The 23,342-nt window shown below is 71.5% G+C and carries 20 protein-coding genes; 4 read left to right on the top strand and 16 right to left on the bottom strand.

Going from position 1 to position 23,342, the window contains the following annotated elements; all coding sequences use genetic code 11:
• From ACFYQ6_RS03530 to ACFYQ6_RS03550, 5 genes are all read right to left on the bottom strand, one after another.
• Complete coding sequence (locus tag ACFYQ6_RS03530; RefSeq protein WP_361571210.1) at positions 1–354, bottom strand: MmcQ/YjbR family DNA-binding protein; 354 nt, start codon at positions 352–354, stop codon at positions 1–3.
• On the bottom strand, positions 351–1,634 hold the full coding sequence (locus ACFYQ6_RS03535) for a hemolysin family protein (protein ID WP_361571212.1): 1,284 nt from the start codon (positions 1,632–1,634) through the stop codon (positions 351–353). Before ACFYQ6_RS03535 ends, ACFYQ6_RS03530 begins: the two co-directional genes overlap by 4 nt.
• Complete coding sequence (gene ybeY, locus ACFYQ6_RS03540; protein ID WP_277334053.1) at positions 1,631–2,128, bottom strand: rRNA maturation RNase YbeY; 498 nt, start codon at positions 2,126–2,128, stop codon at positions 1,631–1,633. The genes ACFYQ6_RS03535 and ybeY overlap by 4 nt, the downstream gene beginning before the upstream one ends.
• Positions 2,129–2,140: 12 nt before the next feature.
• Positions 2,141–3,163, bottom strand: coding sequence for a PhoH family protein (locus tag ACFYQ6_RS03545; RefSeq protein WP_361571214.1), 1,023 nt, complete (start codon positions 3,161–3,163; stop codon positions 2,141–2,143).
• 127 nt (positions 3,164–3,290) lie between these two features.
• Entirely contained in the window at positions 3,291–4,394 is a 1,104-nt protein-coding gene (locus tag ACFYQ6_RS03550; protein WP_361571217.1) for a PfkB family carbohydrate kinase, read from the bottom strand.
• Positions 4,395–4,782: 388 nt separating this feature from the next.
• Between ACFYQ6_RS03550 and ACFYQ6_RS03555 the strand changes: the two genes are divergently transcribed.
• Positions 4,783–6,141: an MFS transporter gene (locus ACFYQ6_RS03555; protein WP_388760200.1), complete on the top strand. Its 1,359-nt coding sequence runs from the start codon at positions 4,783–4,785 to the stop codon at positions 6,139–6,141.
• On the opposite strand, the gene ACFYQ6_RS03560 is transcribed toward ACFYQ6_RS03555, so the two are convergent.
• From ACFYQ6_RS03560 to hrcA, 7 genes are all read right to left on the bottom strand, one after another.
• Complete coding sequence (locus tag ACFYQ6_RS03560) at positions 6,105–7,097, bottom strand: adenosine deaminase (RefSeq protein ID WP_361571222.1); 993 nt, start codon at positions 7,095–7,097, stop codon at positions 6,105–6,107. The two genes, ACFYQ6_RS03555 and ACFYQ6_RS03560, sit on opposite strands and share 37 nt — an antisense overlap.
• Positions 7,098–7,107: 10 nt before the next feature.
• Positions 7,108–8,016, bottom strand: a complete 909-nt coding sequence (locus ACFYQ6_RS03565; RefSeq protein WP_388760203.1) for a ribonuclease Z — start codon at positions 8,014–8,016, stop codon at positions 7,108–7,110.
• A gap of 4 nt (positions 8,017–8,020) precedes the next feature.
• Positions 8,021–8,380 (bottom strand): histidine triad nucleotide-binding protein, encoded by a 360-nt coding sequence (locus ACFYQ6_RS03570; protein ID WP_361571225.1) that lies wholly within the window; start codon positions 8,378–8,380, stop codon positions 8,021–8,023.
• 180 nt (positions 8,381–8,560) lie between these two features.
• Positions 8,561–9,307, bottom strand: coding sequence for a 16S rRNA (uracil(1498)-N(3))-methyltransferase (locus ACFYQ6_RS03575; RefSeq protein WP_361571227.1), 747 nt, complete (start codon positions 9,305–9,307; stop codon positions 8,561–8,563).
• The gene (locus ACFYQ6_RS03580) at positions 9,304–10,377 is read right to left on the bottom strand and encodes a nitronate monooxygenase (protein ID WP_388760207.1); all 1,074 of its coding nucleotides are present in this window, start codon (positions 10,375–10,377) and stop codon (positions 9,304–9,306) included. The genes ACFYQ6_RS03575 and ACFYQ6_RS03580 overlap by 4 nt, the downstream gene beginning before the upstream one ends.
• A gap of 190 nt (positions 10,378–10,567) precedes the next feature.
• Positions 10,568–11,707 (bottom strand): molecular chaperone DnaJ, encoded by a 1,140-nt coding sequence (gene dnaJ / locus ACFYQ6_RS03585; RefSeq protein ID WP_356735219.1) that lies wholly within the window; start codon positions 11,705–11,707, stop codon positions 10,568–10,570.
• A complete protein-coding gene (gene hrcA, locus ACFYQ6_RS03590) occupies positions 11,708–12,724 on the bottom strand; it encodes a heat-inducible transcriptional repressor HrcA (protein WP_014156352.1) in 1,017 nt (338 codons plus the stop codon).
• A 165-nt stretch (positions 12,725–12,889) separates the two neighbouring features.
• Here hrcA and ACFYQ6_RS03595 point away from each other — a divergent pair, with 165 nt between their 5' ends.
• Complete coding sequence (locus ACFYQ6_RS03595; protein ID WP_388760211.1) at positions 12,890–13,612, top strand: MBL fold metallo-hydrolase; 723 nt, start codon at positions 12,890–12,892, stop codon at positions 13,610–13,612.
• A gap of 25 nt (positions 13,613–13,637) precedes the next feature.
• The gene (locus tag ACFYQ6_RS03600) at positions 13,638–14,456 is read left to right on the top strand and encodes a DUF3097 domain-containing protein (RefSeq protein WP_361571232.1); all 819 of its coding nucleotides are present in this window, start codon (positions 13,638–13,640) and stop codon (positions 14,454–14,456) included.
• A gap of 119 nt (positions 14,457–14,575) precedes the next feature.
• On the opposite strand, the gene hemW is transcribed toward ACFYQ6_RS03600, so the two are convergent.
• The 4 genes from hemW to lepA form a co-directional block, all read right to left on the bottom strand.
• Positions 14,576–15,808 carry a radical SAM family heme chaperone HemW gene (hemW, locus tag ACFYQ6_RS03605; RefSeq protein WP_361571233.1) on the bottom strand — a complete coding sequence of 411 codons (1,233 nt, stop codon included), beginning with the start codon at positions 15,806–15,808 and terminating at the stop codon, positions 14,576–14,578.
• 359 nt (positions 15,809–16,167) lie between these two features.
• The gene (locus tag ACFYQ6_RS03610) at positions 16,168–18,081 is read right to left on the bottom strand and encodes a SpoIIE family protein phosphatase (RefSeq protein WP_388760215.1); all 1,914 of its coding nucleotides are present in this window, start codon (positions 18,079–18,081) and stop codon (positions 16,168–16,170) included.
• A gap of 167 nt (positions 18,082–18,248) precedes the next feature.
• Entirely contained in the window at positions 18,249–20,138 is a 1,890-nt protein-coding gene (locus ACFYQ6_RS03615; RefSeq protein ID WP_361571236.1) for an AMP-binding protein, read from the bottom strand.
• 361 nt (positions 20,139–20,499) lie between these two features.
• Positions 20,500–22,374 (bottom strand): translation elongation factor 4, encoded by a 1,875-nt coding sequence (gene lepA, locus ACFYQ6_RS03620; protein ID WP_361571238.1) that lies wholly within the window; start codon positions 22,372–22,374, stop codon positions 20,500–20,502.
• A 215-nt stretch (positions 22,375–22,589) separates the two neighbouring features.
• On the opposite strand from lepA, the gene rpsT reads away from it, so the two are divergent.
• Positions 22,590–22,856 (top strand): 30S ribosomal protein S20, encoded by a 267-nt coding sequence (rpsT, locus tag ACFYQ6_RS03625; protein WP_014156344.1) that lies wholly within the window; start codon positions 22,590–22,592, stop codon positions 22,854–22,856.
• The last annotated feature ends 486 nt before the right edge of the window (positions 22,857–23,342 follow it).

A 23,342-nucleotide genomic window follows, 5' to 3' on the forward strand; every position in this document is an offset into this window, starting at 1 on the left:
CTACGGCCGGTCCAGGCGCAGCCGTTGCGCCTTGGGGAGGCCGGCCACCACCAGGTCGTAACTGTCCTCCACGAGCTCCCGGACCATCCGGTCCGGGAGCTCGGAGACGGTCACGGTGTTCCAGTGCCGCTTGTTCAGGTGGTAGCCGGGGACGATCGCGGTGTACTTCTCACGGAGGCGCAGCGCCTCGTCCGGATCGCATTTGAGGCTGACCTTCAGGGGCCGCGCGTCCAGCACGCTGAGCGCGAACATCTTCCCCAGGACCTTGAAGACCGAGGCCTCGGGTCCGAAGGGGAACTCCTCGACGCCCGCGTTGAACTCCAGGCACAGGGCGCGCAGCTCCTGGGGGGTCATGCCGGCTCCGTCCCCTCCGGTTCCACCAGTACCGTGACGATCTTGTTCCTGCGGCCCGCCGGGGACTCCGCGGTCAGCCGGAGCTTGCGTCCGTCGGGGAGGTCGACGATCGAGGTGGCGCCGGAGATCGGTACCCTCCCGAGCGCCTTGGCCAGCAGGCCGCCGACCGTCTCCACGTCCTCGTCGTCGTACGAGTCGAGGCCGAACAGCTCGCCGAGGTCGCCGATGTCGAGCCGGGCGGTGACCCGGAAGCAGCCGTTCTCCAGCTCCTGGACCGGGGGGAGTTCCCGGTCGTACTCGTCGGTGATCTCACCGACGATCTCCTCCAGGATGTCCTCGATGGTGACGATGCCCGCCGTGCCGCCGTACTCGTCGATCACGACGGCGACGTGACTGCGGTCCTGCTGCATCTCGCGCAGCAGGTCACCGGCGTTCTTCGTGTCGGGGACGAAGGCGGCGGGCCGCATCGCGGTGGAGACCAGGTCCGCCTCCGCGTCCCTGTTGACGTGCGTCTTGCGGACGAGGTCCTTGAGGTAGACGATCCCGACCATGTCGTCCTCGTTCTCGCCGGTGACCGGGATCCGGGAGAAGCCCGAGCGCAGCGCGAGGGTCAGCGCCTGACGGACCGTCTTGTAGCGCTCGATGCAGACCAGGTCGGTGCGCGGCACCATCACCTCGCGTACGAGGGTGTCGCCGAGCTCGAAGACCGAGTGCACCATGCGGCGCTCCTCGTCCTCGATGAGCGACTCCTGCTCGGCGAGGTCGACCATGGCGCGCAGTTCGGCCTCACTGGCGAAGGGGCCCTTGCGGAAGCCCTTGCCGGGGGTCAGCGCGTTGCCGAGGAGGATCAGGAGCTGGGGAACCGGCCCCATGATCCTGGCCAGCGGCAGCAGGACGTACGCCGCGGCCGTGGCGGTGTTCAGCGGGTGCTGACGGCCGATGGTGCGCGGCGAGACCCCGATGGCGACGTAACTGACGAGGACCATGACGCCCATGGCGACGGCCAGCGCCTGCCACGTCTCGGTGAACTCCTGGAGGCAGGCGTATGTGACGAGCACACCGGCCGACATCTCGCAGGCCACCCGGACGAGCAGCGCGACGTTGAGATAGCGGGTGGGGTCGGCGGCGACCTGTTCCAGCTTGGCGCTGCCGCGGCGCCCGGCCCGGACGGCCTCGGCGGCGCGGAAGCTCGACGTGCGCGCGATCCCGGCCTCGGCACAGGCGGCGAGCCAGCCCACGACGATCAGCAGGACGGCTCCGGAGACGAGGGGGACGCTCACGAGACGGTGGGGGCCGGGGACGGACCGGTCAGCCCGCGCTCGCCGCGCCAGCCGTCCACGATCGCCGCCTGGAGGCCGAACATCTCGGCCTTCTCGTCCGGCTCCTCGTGGTCGTAGCCGAGGAGGTGCAGCACCCCGTGGACGGTCAGGAGCTGGAGCTCCTCGTCCATGGAGTGCTGCGTCTCGGCGTCCTCGCCCTGCTTCTTGGCGACCTCCGGGCAGAGCACGATGTCACCGAGGAGCCCCTGCGGGGGCTCCTCGTCGTCCTTGGCCGGGGGACGGAGCTCGTCCATCGGGAAGGACATGACATCCGTCGGGCCCGGCAGGTCCATCCACTGGATGTGGAGCTGCTCCATGGCGGCGGTGTCCACCACGATCACCGACAGTTCGGACAGCGGATGGATCCGCATCCGTGCGAGGGCGTAGCGGGCGATGTCGAGGATCGCCTGCTCGTCGACCTCGGTTCCGGACTCGTTGTTGACGTCGATCGACATGGTGCGCTGCGACTACTTCCCTCTGCGGCCGTTGCGGCCGTCCGCGTTGTCGTACTTCTCGTACGCGTCGACGATACGGCCGACGAGCTTGTGCCGGACGACATCCTGCGAGGTGAGCCGGGAGAAGTGCACGTCCTCGACGTCGTCCAGGATCTCCTGGACCTGCCGCAGACCGCTCTTGGTGCCGCCCGGAAGGTCCACCTGGGTGACGTCACCGGTGACGACGATCTTCGAGTCGAAGCCGAGGCGGGTGAGGAACATCTTCATCTGCTCGGCGCTGGTGTTCTGCGCCTCGTCGAGAATGATGAAGGCGTCGTTCAGGGTCCTGCCTCGCATGTACGCCAGCGGCGCGACCTCGATCGTTCCCGCGGCCATGAGCCGGGGGATCGAGTCGGGGTCGAGCATGTCGTGCAGGGCGTCGTAGAGCGGGCGCAGATACGGGTCGATCTTGTCGAAGAGCGTGCCGGGCAGGAAGCCGAGCCGCTCCCCCGCCTCGACGGCGGGCCTGGTCAGGATGATCCGGCTGACCTGCTTGGACTGCAGGGCCTGGACCGCCTTGGCCATCGCCAGGTAGGTCTTTCCGGTACCCGCGGGACCGATGCCGAACACGATGGTGTGCTTGTCGATCGCGTCGACGTACCGCTTCTGGTTGAGCGTCTTGGGGCGGATCGTGCGGCCCCGGCTGGAGAGGATGTTCTGGGTGAGCACCTCCGCCGGGGTCTCGGCGCCGTCCCCGTTGCCGTTCCCGCTCGCCCTGAGCATGGCGATCGAGCGTTCCACCGCGTCCTCCGTCATCGGCAGCCCGGTGCGGAGCACCAGCACCATCTCGTCGAAAAGGCGCTGGATGAGTGCGACGTCGGCCGCGCTTCCAGTCGCGCTTATCTCGTTTCCCCGGACATGGATGTCGACGGCCGGGAACGCCGTTTCGATCACGCGCAGCAACGAATCGCCGGACCCCAGGAGCATCACCATGGGATGCGCGGCCGGGATGCTGATCTTGGCGCGAGCCTGCGGCTGTGTAGGTGACTGAGTCATGGGCCGGCCCTCGGGCCTGCGCATACCTCCCGTTGCAGGGCCGTCGCTGCTCGACCGCCTCTGGACTACCAGCGTACGACTCCCCGCCGACAACGCCGAGAGGTTTTACCCGGTGATCATCAGCGCCTCACTGCCGGAAGCCGATGGTCGGGACGGCGCGGCGCAGCGGCCAGGCCCGGCAGGTGCCGGGCAGCAGCTCCTCCAGGAAGGCGTAGCGCTCCAGCGCCGCGGGGTCCTGGTCCGCGCAGGTGCGCACCTGCTGCCACCATCCGGCGACCTCGGCCCAGCCGGGCGCGGACAGGGACCCGCCGAACTCCTGCACCGAGAGGGCCGCCGTCAGCCCGGCGAACGCGAGGCGGTCGGCGAGCGGCCAGCCGGCCAGGGTCCCGGTCAGGAAGCCGGCGACGAAGACGTCGCCCGCGCCGGTGGGGTCCAGGGCCTCCACCTCGATGGCGGGCACCTCGGCGGCGGTCCCGGCCTCCCGGTCGACCGCGTAGGCGCCCTCGGCACCCAGGGTGACCACGGCCAGCGGAACCCGCTCGGCCAGCGCGTGTGCGGCGGCGCGCGGGCAGTCGGTCCGGGTGTAGCGCATGGCCTCCTCCGCGTTGGGCAAAAAGGCCAGGCAGTGGTCGAGGTCGGGCAGGGCGTCCAGGTCCCAGCGGCCGGTCTCGTCCCAGCCGACGTCGGCGAAGACCATCGCGCCGTCGCGGGCCGCACGGGCCACCCAGGGCTCGCTGCGGCCGGGGACCAGCGAGGCGACGGCGGCGCGGGCGCGGGGCAGGCGGTGGGGGAGCGTACGGCCGGGCACGGCGGGTCCCGCGGGGGCGGGGGCCTCGTGGCCGTGCGAGACCATGGTGCGCTCGCCCTCGTACGCCATGGAGACGGTGACGGGCGAGTGCCAGCCGGGGACGGTGCGCGAGAGGGAGAGGTCGATGCCCTCACCCTGTTCGAGGGCGTCCCAGCAATACTCTCCGTAGTGGTCGTCCCCGAAGGCGGCGGCCAGTGAGGTGTGCAGGCCGAGGCGGGCGAGGGCGGTGGCCATGTTGGCGACGCCGCCGGGACTGGAGCCCATCCCCCGCGCCCAGGACTCGGTTCCGCGCACCGGCGCGGAGTCCAGGCCGGTGAAGATGATGTCGAGGAAGACCGTGCCGGTCAGGAAGACGTCGCAGGCGGGGTCCTGCGGGGCGCGCAGCCCGTACAGCGGGTCGATGCCTGGATCAAGTGTGCTCACCGTGCGCTCCCCGGGCGAGGATGTTCTGAACAGTGCGGGATCCGGCCAGTGTGCCCGATTCGCCCGACCGTCCGGAGGGTCCGCGCCGGACCGCGTACAGCCACTCCGACCTGCATAAACATGCGCTAGTACCCGGACGGGTCATGCATAAACATAAACGTGATCCAGATCACATCAGTCCGGCTTTCCGCTGCCTGTGCGCGCTTGATACAAATTGGCCCGCGCGCACCGTTCGGGACAGTTGACGACGAGTGCCGCTTCTCCGGCATTCCCCCGCTTCTCCTCGCATCACCCTCCCCTGCTCCACCTCGCCGTACCCTCCCCTGCTCCACCTCGCCGTACCCTCCCCTCTTCTTCTGCCTCCTCTGGCATGTCTTCAGGAACGCCCATGTCCTCGCGCCCTCGCGCCGCGTGGCCCCTGGTCGCCGTGTTCACCGCCGGTTACCTCGCCGCCTATCTCCTCCCCACCATCGTCGGCCGCCTCAGCACCTATCTCGGGCTGAGTTCGGCACAGGCCGGTCTGGTCGGCAGCGCCCTGCTGCTGAGCTCGGCATCGGCCGGTTTCACCCTGGCGGGCCGCGTCGAGAGATTCGGGGCGCGCGGACCCGCTCGGGCAGGTCTGGTGCTGGCGGTGCTCGGCTACGGCTGCGCCGCGCTGACCACCTCGGTGCCGCTGGTCGTCGCGGGTGTGGTCGTCGGCGGTTTCGGCTCGGGCACGGCGACCGCCGTCGCCGCGTCGGGCATCGCGGCGCAGCGCGACCCGCACCGAACCTCGTCGCTCGGGCTCCTCAGCGTCTCGGCGACGGCGGGGGCCCTCTATCTGACGGTCCCCCACCTCGGCGGCGGGCACCGGCTGCCCTTCGCCTCCATCGCGCTGGTCGCCCTGCTCGTCTGGCCCGCCACCTCCCGGCTGGGCGGCCCGGCCGCCGTGGGCGAGACGTCCACGGTGCAGGGCCGCCTCCCGCACCGGCGATCGGGCCTGGTGCTGGCGGGCGGGATGCTCGTCTGGTCCATGGCCCAGAACGCCCTGTGGGGCGTGAGCAGCCGCATCGGAGCCGTCCAGGTCGGGCTCTCCGAGGTGACCATCGGCGCCGTGTTCGCCGCGGCGCTGGGCGCCGGGCTGCTCGGTGTCATGGGAGCGGGAATGCTCGGGTCCCGTCTCGGGCGTGCCGTGCCGATCGGCCTCGGGACGATGATCATCGCGGGGAGCATCGTGCTCAGCTCCTCGGCCGAGGACCTCGGGGCGTTCGCGACCGGCGAGATCGCCTGGAACACCTTCTACCCGGTGGTCCTGTCGTACCTGATCGGCCTGGCGGCCTCCCTGGACGTCCGCGGCCGGTGGGCGGTCCTCGCCGGCTCGGCCTCGTCCGTCGGCACGGCCTGCGGCCCCCTGCTCGGCAGTGTGCTCTCCGAGCAGGCGGGCTACGCGGTGATGGGCCTGATCCTGGGGGCCGCCACGCTGCTCGTCGCGGCTCCGGTCACCGCGGTGGCACTGCACACCGGCGGACGCCCGCTGGTGCCGGGTTCCGTCCGGCGCAGGGGCGGCGCCCCGGCCGCACTGCTCGCCGCGACGACCAACAGCCTGTCCGGCGCGGTGCCCAAGCTGGGCGCGCCGGAGCAGGCGGTCGCGGAGATCAGCGTGCCGGCGCTGCGGCGCAGGCGGCTGGTGCGGAGCGCGTTCCGGACGGCCGGACCGGCCGGAGGTGCGGGTCAGTCGAACGCGTACGCCTCGACCTCGGAGAGGTAACGCGCCCTGCGCTCCTCGTCGTGGTCGAGGAAGGCCGCCTCGAAGGAGTTCCGGGCCAGCGTGCGCAGCTGTTCACGGTCCAGGCCGAGCGCCTCGTGGACGGCGTGGAAGGTGTCTCCGACGTATCCGCCGAAGTAGGCCGGGTCGTCGGAGTTCACCGTGCAGAGCAGCCCGGCGTCCATCATGGCCCGCAGCGGGTGCTGCTCCAGGACGTCGATGGCGCGCAGCCGCACGTTGGACAGCGGGCAGAGCGTGAGCGGGATCCGCTCGGAGACCAGCCGGTCCACCAGCTCCGGGTCCTCCATGCAGCGCAGGCCGTGGTCGATGCGCTCGACGCCGAGGACGTCGAGGGCCTCCCGGATGTACTCCGGCGGACCCTCCTCGCCCGCGTGGGCGACCTTGCGCAGCCCGAGGGCCGTGGCGGCGGCGTACACCTCGCGGAACTTGGCGGGCGGGTGGCCCACCTCCGCCGAGTCCAGGCCGACCGCGCTGATGCGGTGCAGGAACGGCTTCGACGCCTCCAGCGTCTCCAGCGCCGACTCCGCGGACTTGTCGCGCAGGAAGCACATGATCAGCTGGGTGGAGATGCCGTGCTTCTCCTCGCTGCGGTCCAGCGCCCTGCCGAGCCCTTCGACGACGGTGCCGATCGGGACGCCCCGGTCGGTGTGGGCCTGCGGGTCGAAGAAGATCTCGGCGTGCCGGACGCCCTGGGCGGCGGCGCGGGTGAGGTAGGCGTCGGCGAGTGCGGCGAAGTCGTCCTCGGTGCGCAGTACCGCCATGAGGGCGTAGTAGAGGTCGAGGAAGCTCTGCAGGTCGTCGAAGAGATAGGCGGTGCGCAGCTCTTCGGTGTCCGCGTAGGGCAGTTCCACGCCGTTGCGGGCGGCGAGCTCGAAGGCCAGCTCGGGTTCGAGGGTCCCTTCGATGTGGAGGTGGAGTTCGGCTTTGGGGAGGTGCACGGGGTTCTCGTTACGTGTGGCGGGTGGGTACGGGGACCCGGATCAGGTCCTGGGCGATGGTCAGTTCGCCTTCGAAGCCGGCCGCCCTGGCCTGGTGCTCGAAGGCATCGGGGTCGCTGTAGCGCTGGGAGAAGTGCGTCAGCACGAGGTGCCGCACGCCCGACTCCTTCGCCACCCGGGCGGCCTGGCCCGCGGTGAGGTGACCGTGGTCCGCGGCGAGCCGGCCGTCCTCGTCGAGGAACGTCGACTCGATGACCAGCATGTCGCATCCTTCGGCGAGTGCGAACGCGCCGTCGCAGAGCCGGGTGTCCATGACGAACGCGAACCGCTGTCCGCGGCGGGTCTCGGAGACCTCGTCCAGCGTGACGCCGCGCAGCGCGCCGTCCCGCTGGATCCGTCCGACGTCGGGTCCCGCGATGCCGTGCCCGGCCAGCTTCGCGGGCAGCATCCGCACCCGGTCGGGCTCGGTGAGGCGATAGCCGAAGGACTCGACGGGATGCGAGAGCTTCCGGCTGTCGAGGGTGTACGCGGCAGTCGTGGCGAGGACCCCGTCGGCCGCGACCGGCGCCTCGTTCAGCTCCACGGACTCGCGGTAGGCGGTGGCGTACCGCAGCCGGTCGAAGAAGCGCTGTCCGCTCGCCGGGAAGTGGGCGGTGACGGGGTGCGGCACCTGGTCGAGATTGATCCGCTGGATCACTCCCGCGAGGCCCAGCGAGTGGTCGCCGTGGAAGTGCGTGACGCAGATCCGGTCGATGTCGTGGGCGGCGACGCCCGCCCGCAGCATCTGGCGCTGGGTGCCCTCGCCCGGGTCGAAGAGGATCCCCTCACCGTCCCAGCGCAGCAGGTAGCCGTTGTGGTTGCGGTGGCGGGTCGGGACCTGGCTGGCGGTGCCGAGGACCACGAGTTCTCGTACGGACACGACGTCAGCCGGGGGGCCACTGCATTCCGCGCCCGCCCAGGACGTGCGCGTGCGCGTGGAAGACGGTCTGTCCCGCGCCCGCGCCCGTGTTGAGGACGATGCGGTAGCCGGTGTCGGTGATCTTCTCGTCGGCGGCGACCAGGCCGGCCTCGCGCATGACGTCGGCGGCGATCCCCGGTTCGGCCGCGGCGAGCGAGGCGGCGTCGGGGTAGTGCGCCTTCGGGATGACCAGGACGTGGGTGGGAGCCTGGGGGTTTATGTCGCGGAAGGCGACGGTCGTCTCGCTCTCACGGACGATGGTCGCCGGGATGTCCCCCGTGACGATCTTGCAGAACAGGCAGTCGGTCTGCGGCTCTCCCGCCATGGCCCGGCCTCCTCGCTCGTAGGGTCCTCGTGATCGGTACACCGCATGCTATCGGGCCGGGGTCCGCGCACCGCGCCCGCGGCGGCAGCGGCACGCGGAGACACCGGCGGCGGGCGGACGCCTCCTGCGTGCCCGCTACGGCGGCCGGCCCGGCGGCGCGACGCGGGCCCGGCCCGCCTCTCAGCTCCAGCGCCCGGTGCGTCCCATCAGCAGTGCCGCCGCGGCCGTCCCCGCGGTCGAGGTGCGCAGCACGCTGGGGCCGAGCCGGTACGGAGGTGCTCCCGCGTCGGCGAAGGCGGCGAGCTCCTGGGGCGAGACCCCGCCCTCGGGGCCCACCACCAGCACGATCGTGCCGGTGGCGGGGAGTTCGGCGGTGGCCAGCGGCTCGCTTCCGCTCTCCCGGTCCTCGTGCAGGACGCCCGCGAAGTCCGCGCCCGCCAGCAGAGCGGCGACCTGCTTGGTGGTCATGGCGTCCGCGACCTCGGGGAAGCGCACCCGGCGCGACTGCTTTCCGGCCTCGCGGGCGGTGCTGCGCCACTTGGCCAGCGACTTGAGCCCCCGGTCACCCTTCCACTGCGTGATGCAGCGCGCGGCCTGCCACGGCACGATCGCGTCGACACCTGTCTCGGTCATCGTCTCCACGGCGAGTTCGCCCCGGTCCCCCTTGGGCAACGCCTGGACGACGGTGACGAACGGGGTGGGCGCGGGCTCCTCGTGCACCGTCTCCAGGCCCGTGACCACGAGCCGGTCCTTGCCCTCGGCCGTCCGTACGACGCCTTCGGCCCAGCGCCCTCGTCCGTCGGTGAGGACGACGTCCTCCCCGGGGTTCAGCCGCTTCACGGACACGGCGTGGCGCCCCTCGGGCCCCTCCAGGACGAACTCGGGCCCGCCGGGCAGGTGTTCGACGACGAAGACCGGTGCCGTCACTGGGCACTCCTCACACTCACTGCCGCTCGCGCGGCTTCCGTTTCTGCCGCGAGCAGGCCCACGAGTTCCCCGGCGGGCAGCTCGCGTGCCAGCCTGTGCCCCTGGCCGGCCCACAGGGCCATGCCCTGGGCGTCCCCGGCCTGGGCCGCAGCCTTGCGCAGCCCGCTGGTCAGCTGGTGCACCTGCGGGTAGGCGGCGGGGGCGTACGGACCGTGTTCCCGTACGAACCTGTTGACCAGCCCGCGCGCGGGGCGCCCGGAGAAGGCCCGGGTCAGGGCCGTGGTCACGAACAGCGGGTTGGTCAGGGCCTCTTTGTGCAGCGGGTGCGCCCCCGACTCGGGGCAGGGCAGGAAGGCCGTGCCGAGCTGCGCGGCGTCGGCCCCGGCGGCCAGGACCGCCGCGATCTGGGCACCGCGCATCAGACCACCGGTGGCGACGACCGGCAGACGTACGGACTCGCGGATCTCAGCGATCAGGGCGAGCAGTCCGGTGCCGGAGAGGCCGCCCTGGGGGTCGTCCCGGTGCGTGGACTGGTGACCGCCCGCCTCCGTGCCCTGGACGCAGAGGACGTCGGCGCCCGCCCACTGGGCGTTGCGTGCCTCCTGGGCCGAGGTGACCGTGACGACGGTGCACGTGCCGGCGGCTGCGAACGCGTCGAGGACCTCGCGGGAGGGGCAGCCGAAGGTGAAGGAGACCACGGGTACGGGGGCGTCCAGCAGGATCGCGACCTTGGCGTCGTAGCCGTCGTCCCCGCCGGCGTCCGGGTCGCCGAGAGGGGTCCCGTACCAGGAGGCCTCACCGGCCAGCTGATTGCGGTAGACCTCGACGGCGCTGGGGTCGGCGACCGGTGGCTGCGGCATGAAGAGGTTCACGCCGAAGGGCCGGCGGGTCATCCTCCGGAGCTGCTCGATCTCGTTGTACATCCCGTCCGCCGTCTTGTAGCCGGCGGCGAGGAACCCCATCCCTCCGGCCTCCGAGACCACGGCGGCCAGCTCCGGCCGGGAGACGCCCCCCGCCATCGGGGCCTGCACGATCGGGTACCGGCAGAGATCGGTGAGGGGCGAGGACATGACCACATCGTGCCATGTCCGGCGGATCGTTCCGAATCGGCCCTTGCCCGCGGCGGGAGCGCCGCGGCGGACACCGCGACGCCCGCCGGTCCCCGTACCTGCGGACACGGCGACGCCCGCCGGTCTCCGTACCTGCGGACACCGCGACGCCCGCCGGTACGGGGGCCGGCGGGCGTCGTGGTGGCAGGGCTCAGCGGCCGTTGAACGCGTCCTTCAGGCGGGAGAACAGCCCCTGCTGCCCCGGCTGGAACTGGCCCGTGGGCCGCTCCTCGCCGCGCAGCTTGGCCAGCTCCCGCAGGAGGCGCTCCTGCTCGGGGTCCATCTTCGTCGGGGTCATGACCTCGACGTGCACGATGAGGTCGCCGCGCCCGCCACCGCGCAGGTGCGTGATGCCGCGCCCGTGCAGCGGTACCGACTGGCCGGACTGGGTGCCCGGCCTGATGTCGATCTCCTCCAGGCCGTCCAGCGTCTCCAGCGGCACCTGGGTGCCGAGGGCCGCCGCCGTCATGGGGATGGTGACCGTGCAGTGCAGGTCGTCGCCGCGCCGCTGGAACACCGGGTGCGAGAGCTCGTGGATCTCGACGTACAGATCACCGGCGGGGCCGCCGCCGGGGCCGACCTCGCCCTCGCCCGCGAGCTGGATCCGGGTGCCGTTGTCGACACCGGCGGGGATCTTCACGGTGAGGGTGCGCCGCGAGCGGATACGGCCGTCGCCGGCGCACTCGGGGCACGGGGTCGGCACGACGGTGCCGAAGCCCTGGCACTGCGGGCAGGGACGCGAGGTCATGACCTGGCCGAGGAAGGACCTCGTGACCTGGGAGACCTCGCCACGGCCGCGGCACATGTCACAGGTCTGCGCGGAGGTGCCGGGTGCGGCCCCCTCACCGCTGCAGGTCGTACAGACGACCGCGGTGTCGACCTGGATGTCCTTGGTCGTGCCGAAAGCCGCCTCGTTGAGGTCGATCTCCAGCCGGATCATGGCGTCCTGGCCGCGCCGGGTCCGCGAACGGGGCCCACGCTGGGCCGCGTTGCCGAAGAACGCGTCCATGATGTCGCTGAAGTTGCCGAAGCCGCCGGCACCGAAGCCACCGGCCCCGCCACCGCCGCCCGAGGCCGACAGCGGGTCGCCGCCGAGGTCGTAGACCTGCTTCTTCTGCGGGTCCGACAACACCTCGTAAGCGGCGTTGATCTCCTTGAACCGCTCCTGGGTCTTGGGATCCGGGTTGACATCCGGGTGCAGCTCGCGGGCGAGCCTGCGGAATGCCTTCTTGATCTCGTCCTGAGATGCGTCGCGGCGCACGCCGAGTACGGCGTAGTAGTCCGTGGCCACTTACGACTCCGCCAGGATCTGTCCGACGTAACGTGCCACTGCGCGTACCGCTCCCATCGTTCCGGGGTAGTCCATGCGGGTCGGTCCGACCACGCCGAGTTTGGCGACTGCCTCGTCGCCCGAACCGTAGCCGACCGCGACGACGGACGTGGCGTTGAGGCCCTCGTGGGCGTTCTCGTGCCCGATCCGTACGGTCATGCCCGAATCCGTTGCCTCACCGAGCAGCTTCAGCAGGACGACCTGCTCCTCCAATGCCTCCAGCACCGGCCGGATCATCACAGGGAAGTCGTGCCCGAAGCGGGTGAGGTTGGAGGTGCCGCCGATGATCAGCCGCTCCTCCGTTTCTTCGACCAGGGTCTCCAGGAGGACGGAGAGCACCGTGGATACGGTTCCACGGTCCTCGGTCTCGAAGGACTCCGGCAGATCCTGCACCAGCCGCGGGACGTCCGCGAAGCGCCGTCCGACGACCCGGCTGTTGAGCCGGGCCCGCAGATCCGCCAGAGACGTGTCACCGAACGGTGCAGGGCAGTCGATCATACGCTGTTCGACCCGGCCCGTGTCCGTGATCAGCACGAGCATCAGCCGCGCGGGAGCCAGGGACAGCAGCTCCACGTGCCGCACCGTGGACCGGGTCAGCGAGGGGTACTGCACGACGGCGACCTGCCGGGTCAGCTGCGCGAGCAGCCGGACCGTGCGGCCCACGACGTCGTCGAGATCGACGGCGCCGTCGAGGAAATTCTGGATCGCCCGGCGCTCGGGCGACGACAGGGGCTTGACGCCCGCGAGCTTGTCGACGAAGAGCCGGTAGCCCTTGTCCGTCGGGATGCGCCCGGCGCTGGTGTGCGGCTGGGCGATGAAGCCCTCGTCCTCCAGCACCGCCATGTCGTTGCGGACGGTGGCCGGGGAGACCCCGAGGCTGTGCCGCTCCGTGAGCGCCTTGGAGCCGACGGGCTCCTCGGTGCCGACATAGTCCTGAACAATGGCGCGCAGCACTTCGAGTCTGCGTTCGCTGAGCACCGCGCACACCTCCAGCTGTGGTTCTCCGGCGTCTGCCTGGCACTCTGTGCGTTCGAGTGCCAGCGATCCCCCCGCTCAGTGTACGGGGGCAGGGTGGGCCGGGGGCAAGGGCGACCGGCCACGCTGTCACGCGACGGTGCAGGTCGTTGCCGATAGCGTCGTCGTATGGACGTCGCTTGGGAAGAGTTCGGCTGGGAGCGGTTGGGCAACGGTACGGGGCGGCGGCGCCTTCCCGTCTGGGACGCGACCGCCGCGCTGGTCGCCGGAGAGGACGGTGTGCTGCTCTACGACACCGGTTCGACGCTCCGGGAGGGGGTCGAACTGCGGAGTCAGGCGGAGGCGATGCTGGGCCGGAGGGTGACGCATATCGCACTCAGCCATCCGCACTTCGACCACGTGCTGGGCACCGCCGCCTTCGCCGGGGCGGAGGTCTACGGGGCGGTCGGCACTGCCGCGCTCCTGGAGCGGGGCGCCGGGGAGCTGCGGGCGGACGCGGTGCGGCACGGGATGAGCGAGGCGGACGCCACGGCGGCCACGGACGCCCTGGTGGCGCCGCGGCACCAGGTGAGCGGCGAGTGGACGCTCGATCTCGGCGGCGGTATCCAGGTGCTGCTGGCCAATGTGGGCCCCGGCCACAGCGGGCACGACCTCGCGGTGCTGGTACCGGGCTCCCCCGTCGTGGTGCTCTGCGGCGATCTGGTCGAGGAGTCGGGCGAGCCGCAGGCGGGCCCGGACGCGGTCCCCTCGCACTGGCCGGCCGCGCTGGACCGGCTGCTGGAGCTGGGCGGCGAGCAGGCTCTGTACGTCCCGGGGCACGGGGCCGTGGTGGACGCGGCGTTCGTGCGGGCACAACGCGATCAACTGGCCGCGCGCTTCGGCGTGTCGTGAAAGCGGCCCCGATTATCGTGCTGCCATGCGCAGCTACCAGCCGGACCTGACTCCGCCGTGGAAGAAGTCGGCCCCCGCCCCCGAGGTGCCCGCCGAGCCCGACCTGGTCGTCGAGGAGGCCGTCACCGGCTTCTGCGGGGCGGTCGTCCGGTGCGAGAAGACCGCCGAGGGCCCGACGGTGACGCTGGAGGACCGCTTCGGCAAGCACCGGGTGTTCCCGATGCCGCCGCGCGGCTTCCTGCTGGAGGGCAAGGTGGTCACCCTCGTACGCCCGTCGGCCGGCGGTCCCGCGCGCCCCTCCCGTACGGCGTCGGGCTCGGTGGCCGTCCCCGGGGCGCGGGCACGGGTGGCGCGGGCGGGCCGGATCTACGTGGAGGGCAGGCACGACGCCGAGCTCGTCGAGCGGGTCTGGGGCGACGACCTGCGTATCGAGGGCGTGGTCGTGGAGTACCTGGAGGGGATCGACGACCTTCCGGCGATCGTGCGGGAGTTCGCCCCGGGTCCGGACGCCCGGCTCGGCGTCCTGGTCGACCATCTGGTGCCGGGGTCCAAGGAGTCCCGGATCGCCGCCCAGGTCACGGACGCGCACGTGCTGGTGGTGGGGCATCCGTACATCGACGTCTGGGAGGCCGTGAAGCCCTCCTCGGTGGGCATCCCTGGGTGGCCGGTCGTACCGCGCGGCCAGGACTGGAAGACGGGCGTCTGCCGGGCGCTGGGCTGGCCGGAGAACACGGGCGCGGCCTGGCAGCACATCCTGTCCGGGGTCCGCTCGTACAAGGACCTCGAACCGCAGCTGCTCGGCCGGGTCGAGGAGCTGATCGACTTCGTCACGCTGCCGGACTGACAGCCCCGCCCGAGGCCCTCTGGGGGGTCGTGCGGGGGCCGAACCGTCGGGGATGCGTGGGCCGGCCGCCGGGGATGGGCCTGCCGTCGAGGATGCGTGCGCGGCCCGTAGCCGCGCGCTCAGTCCACCAGGTCCCGGACCACGGCGTCGGCCAGCAGGCGGCCCCTCAGGGTGAGGACCGCGCGGCCCTCCGCGTACGGCCCGGGCTCCAGCAGGCCGTCCGCCACCGCGCGTCCGGCCGCCGCGAGCCCGGCGGGGGCCAGCAGGGAGAGCGGGCAGCCCTCGACGAGCCGCAGTTCCAGCAGGATGCGCTCGACCCGCCTGTCCTCGTCGGCGAGGATCTCGCGGCCCGCTCCGGGGGAGCGCCCCTCGGACAGGGCTTGGGCGTACGCCCCGGGGTGCTTCACGTTCCACCAGCGCACGCCACCGACGTGGCTGTGCGCCCCCGGTCCGGCGCCCCACCAGTCCGCCCCGCGCCAGTACAGCTCGTTGTGCAGGCAGCGACCCTCGGGCGTACGGGACCAGTTCGACACCTCGTACCAGGAGAAGCCTGCTGCCGCCATGGCCTCGTCGGCGATCAGATAGCGGTCGGCGTGGACGTCGTCGTCCGTCATCGGGACCTCGCCGCGCCTGATGCGGCGGGCGAGCTGGGTGCCTTCCTCGACGATCAGCGCGTACGCCGACACATGGTCGGGTCCCGCACCGATCGCCGCGTCGAGGGAGGCACGCCAGTCGTCGTCGGACTCACCCGGTGTGCCGTAGATCAGGTCGAGGTTGACGTGCTCGAAACCCGCGTCGCGGGCCTCGGCGACACAGGCCTCCGGCCTGCCCGGGGTGTGGGTGCGGTCGAGGACCTTCAGGACGTGCTGCCGGGCGCTCTGCATCCCGAAGGAGACCCGGTTGAAGCCGCCCTCCCGCAGGGTGGCCAGATACGCCGGGTCCACCGATTCCGGATTGGCCTCGGTGGTGATCTCCGCGTCCGGCGCCAGCCCGAACTCCTCACGGATCGCGGCGAGCATCCCGACGAGGTCGGCGGCGGGCAGCAGGGTCGGCGTACCGCCTCCGACGAAGACCGTACGGACCGGCCGGGGGTCGTCGCCGAGCACCTTTCGGGCCTGGCGGACCTCCTGGATCAGGTGGGCCGCGTAGTTGTCGCGGGACGCCAGGGCGCCGCCCGAGCCGCGCAGCTCGGTCGCGGTGTAGGTGTTGAAGTCGCAGTACCCGCAACGGGTGGCGCAGTAGGGCACATGCAGGTAGAAGCCGAGCGGTCGGTCTGCGGCGCCTTCCAGGGCATGGCGGGGCAGCGCCCCGTCGTCGGGCACGGCTTCACCATCGGGCAGTACGGAAGGCATACCGTCCATTGTCACTCGCCGCCGGAGCTGCCCCGGACCGACGCATGGCGGGCACGGTCCAGGGGCCGCGTGGGGGCACGGTCCCGGGGCCGCGTGGGGGCACGGTCCCGGGGCCGCGTGGCGGGCACGGTCCCGGGGCTCGGTCACCCGGCCAGGGGCCGCGTGGCAGGCACGGTCCAGGGGCTCGGTCATCCGGCCAGGGGGCCTCGCTCCGAGCCGCGGGCCGCGGGCCCTCCGTCGCCCGTCCGCCGGCCCTTCGCGCCCGGGTTCTCCTGCCTCTTTGCCCGGCCGCCGGCGCCCCGTGCCGGGCTTTCCTGCCTCTTGCCCGTCCGCCGGCGCCTCGTGACGTGCTCCCCGTCTCAGTCGACCTGGAGCACGAGCATGGCCAGGTCGTCGTCGGGCGGGCGCTCGGCGAAGGCGTGGACGGCCCGCTTGATCCGGTCGGCTATCCCGGCGGCCGGCAGGCCCGCGCAGTCGGCGAGGGCCCGTGCGAGGCCGTCGCCGTCGTCGAACATCAGCCGCCCCGAGCGCCGCTCCGTCACGCCGTCGGTGACACAGAGGAGGCTGTCCCCCGGTGCCAGCTCGAAGCTCTGGCTCTCGTACGCCACATCGTCGACGACCCCCAGCAGCACCTGCGGCTCGGCGGCGGGCCGCACGGTCCCGTCGGGGCGCAGCAGCAGCGGGAGCGGGTGGCCCGCGCTCGCCACGGTGCAGCGCACCCCGCCGCCCGGGAGTGGCACGAGGTCGCCGTACAGCAGCGAGAGGAAACGGGACTGGGAGCCGTCCGGGTTCTGCCCGTCCCCCTGGATCTGCTGGCCGCCCGCCGCCGCGACCATGAGTGCGGCGGCTTCCGCCGCCTCCATGGCGTCGTCCAGGAGGAGCCGGTTGAGCCGGTCGAGGACCTCTCCGACCCGGAAGCCCTCCCGGGACAGCAGACGCAGCCACGGGCGGGCCAGACCGGTGACGACGGCGGCTTCGGGGCCGCTGCCCTGTACGTCGCCGAGCACGAAGCACCAGCGTCCGCCGGGGCAGGGGAAGAGGTCGTAGAAGTCACCGCCGACGACACCGTCGTCCCCCGGCTCGTACACCAGGGCGCTCGTGACGCCGGGTATGTCGGCGACCTTGCTGGGCAGCAGACCGCGCTGGAGGATGCGGCTGATGGTGGCCTGCCGGGTGTAGGCGCGCGCGGCGCCCACGGCGAGGCCGACCCGGCGTACGAAGTCCGCCAGAAGGGCGGCCACCTCGTCGGGGATGTGGTCGGCGCCCTCGCGGCCCACCAGGACCGCTCCGAGCGTGCGCCCGCCCGACACGATGCGGTGGGCCAGCGCGGCACCTGAGCCCTTGCCGCGTTCCGCCGCCTCGGGCCACGGCAGGGGCACGGGCCCCGTCCCGACGCTGCCGGGTAAGCGGAGCGGTTCTTTCTCCAGCGCAGGGCGCAGCAGCTCGGCCCGCTCCTCGTCACGGTGCCAGACACCGGCGAGCTTGGGGACGGCGGCCGGGCCGCCCGCCTCGCTCTCCAGCCATATCGCGCACCAGTCGGCGAGCCGGGGCACGAGGAGCGGGCCCGCCGTCGATGCGACGAGGTCCTCGTCGAGCTGCCCGGCGAGCAGGCCGGACGCCTCGGCCAGGAAGGAGAGCCCGCCGCCCCCGGCCCATCCGGCGTCGTCGCGCTCGGCGGACCCGGCGGCGGGGGCGGGTGCCCGGCCGGCGGGCAGGCCGCGCCTGCGCGCGGACTCCTCGGTCCGCGTCGCGTCGGGCAGTCCGTACCGGTCGTCGCCCGGGAGCCGGGCCCAGACGGTCTTGAGGCCGGTGCGGTAGGTGATGCCCCAGGACTCGGCGAGGGTGGCGACGAGCTGCAGCCCCCGGCCGTACTCCGCGGGATCGGGCCGTTCCGCCCGGCTGTCGCGCACCGACCGGGCCGGGTGGTGGTCGGTGATCTCCAGCACCAGCGCGGCCGGCTCGGGTCCGGCCGAGTCCTCCAGCCTGAGGAGCAGCTCGACCGTCGTACCGGCGTGCACGACCGCGTTGGTCACCAGCTCGCTGGCCACGGTCAGCGCGTCGTCGGTGAGCCGCTCGCCGAACTCACCGGCGCTGGGCAGACCGAGACCGGTCCAGTCGGCGAGGGCGGCCCGGACGAATCTGCGGGCCGCGGACGAGGCCTGCGGGATCCCCGGCAGGCTCGTGCGGGCGACCGGACGCGTGCCGTCGCCCTGACCGGCGACGACGGTGCCGGGACGGTGAACGATGTCCCGCTGCAAGGGAATGGGCCCCACGGTGCGGCTCCTGACGGTCTCGCGAAACACCGCTGACGTTCTACGACAGAGTGACAGACCGGGCGCGCTCATAAGCACCGAGTGACGGAAGTGGCCGGAGTCGAACGGAAACGAACGGGGCCGGCAGGCGCTCCCGCGCCCACCGGCCCCGTCCGCGCTCCGGGCTGTCATGCCTCCCGGGAGCCCGCGTACATGTCCTCGATCAGGTCCTTGTACTCCCGCTCGACGACCGGCCGCTTCAGCTTGAGGCTCGGGGTGAGCTCTCCGTGCTCGATGTCGAGGTCGCGCGGCAGCAGCCGGAACTTCTTGATGGTCTGCCAGCGCTGCAGGCCCTCGTTGAGCCGCTGCACGTAGCCCTCGATGAGCTCCACGGCCTGCGGGGAGGCCACCACGTCGGCGTAGGGCTTGCCGCCGAGGCCGTTCTCCTCGGCCCAGCCGAGGATGGTCGCCTCGTCGAGCGCGATGAGGGCCGTGCAGAAGTTCCGGTCGGCGCCGTGCACCAGGATGTTCGAGACGAAGGGGCACACCGCCTTGAACTGGCCTTCGACCTCGGCCGGGGCGATGTACTTGCCGCCGGACGTCTTGATCAGGTCCTTCTTGCGGTCGGTGATCCGCAGGTAGCCGTCCTGGGACAGCTCGCCGATGTCACCGGTGTGGAACCAGCCGTCGGACTCCAGCACCTCGGCGGTCTTCTCGGGCAGCCGGTGGTAGCCCTCCATCAGGCCGGGGCCGCGCAGCAGGATCTCGCCGTCGTCCGCGATCCGGACCTCGGTGCCGGGGAGCGGCTTGCCGACGGTGCCGGTGCGGTACGCCTCGCCGGGGTTGACGAAGGAGGCGGCGCTGGACTCCGTGAGGCCGTAGCCCTCCAGGATGTGGATGCCGGCGCCGGCGAAGAAGAGGCCGATGTCGGGTGCCAGGGCGGCGGATCCGGAGATGCAGGCGCGGAGCCGGCCGCCGAAGGCCTCGCGGATCTTGGCGTAGACGAGGGTGTCGGCGACCTTGTGCTTGGCGCCCAGGGCGAAGGGGACGGATGCCTTGCCGGTGCGGCGGAAGTTGTCCTGCGAGACCTTCGCGTGCTCGCGGGCGACGCCCGCGGCCCACTGGAAGATCTTGTACTTGGCTCCGCCGCCGGCCCGCGCCTTGGCGGCGACCCCGTTGTAGACCTTCTCGAAGATGCGGGGGACGGCCGCCATGTAGGTCGGCTGGACCACCGGGAGGTTCTCGATGATCTTGTCGACACGTCCGTCGACGGCCGTGACGTGACCGACCTCGATCTGGCCGGAGGTGAGTACCTTGCCGAAGACGTGGGCGAGCGGCAGCCAGAGGTACTGGACGTCGTCCGGGTTGATCATCCCCGTGGACACGGTCGCCTTGGCCATGTACGACCAGTTGTCGTGCGGCAGACGTACGCCCTTGGGACGGCCGGTCGTGCCCGAGGTGTAGATCAGCGTCGCCAGCTGGTCCGCGGTGATGGCGGAGACCCGGTCGGTGATCGCGTCCGGGTTCTTCACCAGGTACTCGGCGCCCCTGGTCTCCAGCTCGGCCAGGGTGAGGAGCCAGCCCTCGGGGTCGTCGTCGGCGGGCTCGACGCCGGCCGGGTCGATGACGACGACGTGCGCCAGCTCGGGCAGCTGCGCCCTGTTCTCGCGGGCCTTCGCCAGCTGGGCGGCGTCCTCGGCGACCAGTACACGGCTCTCGGAGTCGGCCAGGATGAAGGCGGACTCCTCGGTGTTCGTCGAGGGGTAGATCGTCGTGGTGGCGGCACCCGCGCACATCACACCGAGGTCGACGAGGATCCATTCGACACGGGTGGAGGAGGCGAGCGCGACCCGCTCCTCCGGCCGGACGCCGAGCGCGATCAGACCGGCCGCGACGGCGTGGACCCGCTCGGCGGCCTGCGCCCAGGTCAGCGACTTCCATTCGTCCGGGCCCTGGCCCGAGGCGGCCGGCACCGGGTAGCGGTAGGCCTCACCGTCCGGGGTGGCCGCCACGCGGTCGATGAAGAGAGTCGCCACGGAGGGCGGTCGGCTATCGATCAAGGTCTGTGTGTCGCTCACGACGTCCTCCGGGCCTGCGGCATTGCTACGACCGGCTTCTTGGTGCTGCTTGTCTTCCTGCTTCTCGTTCCCGCTCGGCCTGTCTTGTTTAACTGGCGAGTAACTAACGGGGTGGTGATCAGACTAAAGGGCCCGGGACCGTCTGGTAAGAGGCAACAGGCCGCCGCTTCATAACGAACCGGGCCCCCGCGTCACGGACATCCGCGACGCAGGGGCCAGTTGGGCTACTCCCGGGTACTCCCAGGTCGTACAGCCGGGTACGCACCGACGGCGGCAGGGCGTACGCCCGGGTACGCACCGACGGCGGCAGGGCGTACGCCCGGGTACGCACCGACGACGGCGGGGCGTACCACCGCGAGGGCTACTTCTTGGCCTTGCCCTCACCCGCCGACTCGTCCGTCGACAGCACGGAGATGAACGCGTCCTGCGGCACCTCCACGTTGCCGACCATCTTCATCCGCTTCTTGCCTTCCTTCTGCTTCTCCAGCAGCTTCCGCTTACGGGAGATGTCACCGCCATAGCACTTGGCGAGGACGTCCTTGCGGATGGCGCGGACGGTCTCACGGGCGATGACCCGGGAGCCGATGGCCGCCTGGATCGGCACCTCGAAGTTCTGCCGGGGGATGAGCTTCTGCAGCTTGGCCACGAGCCGGACACCGTAGGCGTACGCCTTGTCCTTGTGCGTGACGGCGGAGAAGGCGTCGACCTTGTCGCCGTGCAGCAGGATGTCGACCTTGACGAGCTGGGCGGACTGCTCACCCGTGGGCTCGTAGTCGAGCGAGGCGTAGCCGCGCGTCTTGGACTTCAGCTGGTCGAAGAAGTCGAAGACGATCTCGGCGAGCGGAAGGGTGTAGCGGATCTCGACCCGGTCCTCGGAGAGGTAGTCCATGCCGATCAGGGTGCCGCGCCGGTTCTGGCACAGCTCCATGATCGCGCCGATGAACTCGCTGGGCGCCAGGACCGTGGCCCTGACGACCGGCTCGTGCACCTTGTCGATCTTGCCCTCGGGGAACTCGCTCGGGTTGGTGACGATGTGCTCCGAGCCGTCCTCCATCTCCACGCGGTAGACCACGTTGGGCGCGGTGGCGATGAGCTCCAGGCCGAACTCGCGCTCCAGGCGCTCACGGATCACGTCGAGGTGCAGCAGACCGAGGAAGCCGACACGGAAGCCGAAGCCGAGCGCGGCCGAGGTCTCCGGCTCGTACACCAGGGCGGCGTCGTTGAGCTGGAGCTTGTCCAGGGCCTCACGCAGGTCCGGGTAGTCGGATCCGTCCAGGGGGTAGAGCCCCGAGAACACCATCGGCTTGGGGTCCTTGTAGCCGCCCAGCGCCTCGGTCGCCCCCTTGTTCAGGGAGGTGATGGTGTCACCGACCTTGGACTGCCGGACGTCCTTCACACCGGTGATGATGTAGCCGACCTCACCCACGCCGATGCCGTCGGCCGGGGTCATCTCCGGGGAGGAGACACCGATCTCCAGCAGCTCGTGGGTGGCGCCCGTCGACATCATCTTGATGCGTTCACGCTTGTTGAGCTGACCGTCGACGACCCTGACATAGGTGACGACACCGCGGTAGGCGTCGTAGACCGAGTCGAAGATCATCGCGCGGGCGGGTGCGTTCGCCTGACCGACCGGAGCCGGGACGTCCCGGACGACCCGGTCGAGCAGCGCGTCGACCCCGACACCGGTCTTCGCCGAGACCTTGAGCACGTCCTCGGGCTGGCAGCCGATGAGGTTGGCGAGCTCCTCGGAGAACTTCTCGGGCTGGGCGGCCGGCAGGTCGATCTTGTTGAGCACCGGGACGATGGTGAGGTCGTTCTCCATCGCCAGGTAGAGGTTGGCCAGCGTCTGCGCCTCGATGCCCTGAGCGGCGTCGACCAGGAGGACGGTGCCCTCGCACGCGGCCAGCGAGCGGGAGACCTCGTAGGTGAAGTCCACGTGGCCCGGGGTGTCGATCATGTTGAGGATGTGGGTCGCGCCCTTGTCCTCACCCTCGGTGGGCGCCCACGGCAGACGGACCGCCTGGGACTTGATGGTGATGCCGCGCTCGCGCTCGATGTCCATCCGGTCGAGATACTGGGCGCGCATCTGCCGCTGGTCGACCACTCCCGTCAGCTGGAGCATCCGGTCGGCAAGGGTCGACTTGCCGTGGTCGATGTGCGCGATGATGCAGAAGTTGCGGATCAGCGCCGGGTCGGTACGGCTCGGCTCGGGCACGTTGGTAGGAGTCGCGGGCACGCAGGGTCCTGATTCTTGAGACGCCGGACGCCGTGTCTCGGGTCGATGTCGGGTCGGACGGATCGATACGTAGCCTCCATGGTCCCACGCCTGCGGGACCGGGACCGGTTTGGGCCGGTCCGAGGGTGACTGCTACCGTGGGCAGCTGTGCCTCGTGGCCCTCAGAAGCGGCGTGGCGCACATAGAAGATCCAACGAACCTGAAAAGGCTCTTTCGTGGCGAACATCAAGTCCCAGATCAAGCGGAACAAGACGAACGAGAAGGCGCGCCTGCGCAACAAGGCCGTCAAGTCCTCGCTCAAGACCTCGATCCGCAAGGCCCGTGAGGCTGCCGCTGCCGGTGACGTCGAGAAGGCCACTGTGGCCGTCCGTGACGCGTCGCGCCAGCTCGACAAGGCTGTCTCGAAGGGTGTCATCCACAAGAACGCCGCCGCCAACAAGAAGTCGGCGCTGGCGCTCAAGGTTGCCGCCCTCCAGGGCTGAGCTACTGATGTGATCGCCGGGACGGATTCAGCGGGCCCTCTCTCCCGCTCCTGACCGGCACCCCGCGCCGCACACCGAACCTGCGTTCGCCACGCGGGTGCGGCGCACAAAGCGTGAACCGAAGGCCCCGGCCGACGTCCTCCCCAGGATGTCGCCGGGGCCTTCGGCGTGTGGCGGCGCGGCGCGTGCGGGCGGTGCATGCGTGCGGCGGTGCGGTGCGGGCGGGCGGTGTATGCCTGGGGCGGTGCGGGTGGTTCGTGCGGTGCTGGCGGTGCTGGCAGTGCTGGCGGTGCTGGCGGTGCTGCAAGGGATACGCCGGACGCACGCCCGGACGGCCCGCTGCGCCTCGCGCCCCAGCAGGCGAGCCACCAGAGCAGCCGCACGGACGACGGGGGGCGCTGTCAGCGCCACCGGAGCGAGCCGCACGGGCGACAGCGGGGACGCCGACCAACGGCCACCAGAGCGAGCCGGCCGAGCGACAGCGGG

It is taken from the genome of Streptomyces sp. NPDC005494, assembly GCF_042872025.1.
In the GTDB taxonomy this organism is placed as follows: domain Bacteria; phylum Actinomycetota; class Actinomycetes; order Streptomycetales; family Streptomycetaceae; genus Streptomyces.

Coding starts and splice junctions, on each gene's coding strand:
- ACFYQ6_RS03530 (WP_361571210.1), bottom strand. CDS start 354: ATGACCCCCCAGGAGCTGCGCGCCCTGTGCCTGGAGTTCAACGCGGGC.
- ybeY (WP_277334053.1), bottom strand. CDS start 2,128: ATGTCGATCGACGTCAACAACGAGTCCGGAACCGAGGTCGACGAGCAG.
- ACFYQ6_RS03545 (WP_361571214.1), bottom strand. CDS start 3,163: ATGACTCAGTCACCTACACAGCCGCAGGCTCGCGCCAAGATCAGCATC.
- ACFYQ6_RS03555 (WP_388760200.1), top strand. CDS start 4,783: ATGTCCTCGCGCCCTCGCGCCGCGTGGCCCCTGGTCGCCGTGTTCACC.
- ACFYQ6_RS03570 (WP_361571225.1), bottom strand. CDS start 8,380: ATGGCGGGAGAGCCGCAGACCGACTGCCTGTTCTGCAAGATCGTCACG.
- ACFYQ6_RS03580 (WP_388760207.1), bottom strand. CDS start 10,377: ATGTCCTCGCCCCTCACCGATCTCTGCCGGTACCCGATCGTGCAGGCC.
- ACFYQ6_RS03595 (WP_388760211.1), top strand. CDS start 12,890: ATGGACGTCGCTTGGGAAGAGTTCGGCTGGGAGCGGTTGGGCAACGGT.
- ACFYQ6_RS03600 (WP_361571232.1), top strand. CDS start 13,638: ATGCGCAGCTACCAGCCGGACCTGACTCCGCCGTGGAAGAAGTCGGCC.
- hemW (WP_361571233.1), bottom strand. CDS start 15,808: ATGCCTTCCGTACTGCCCGATGGTGAAGCCGTGCCCGACGACGGGGCG.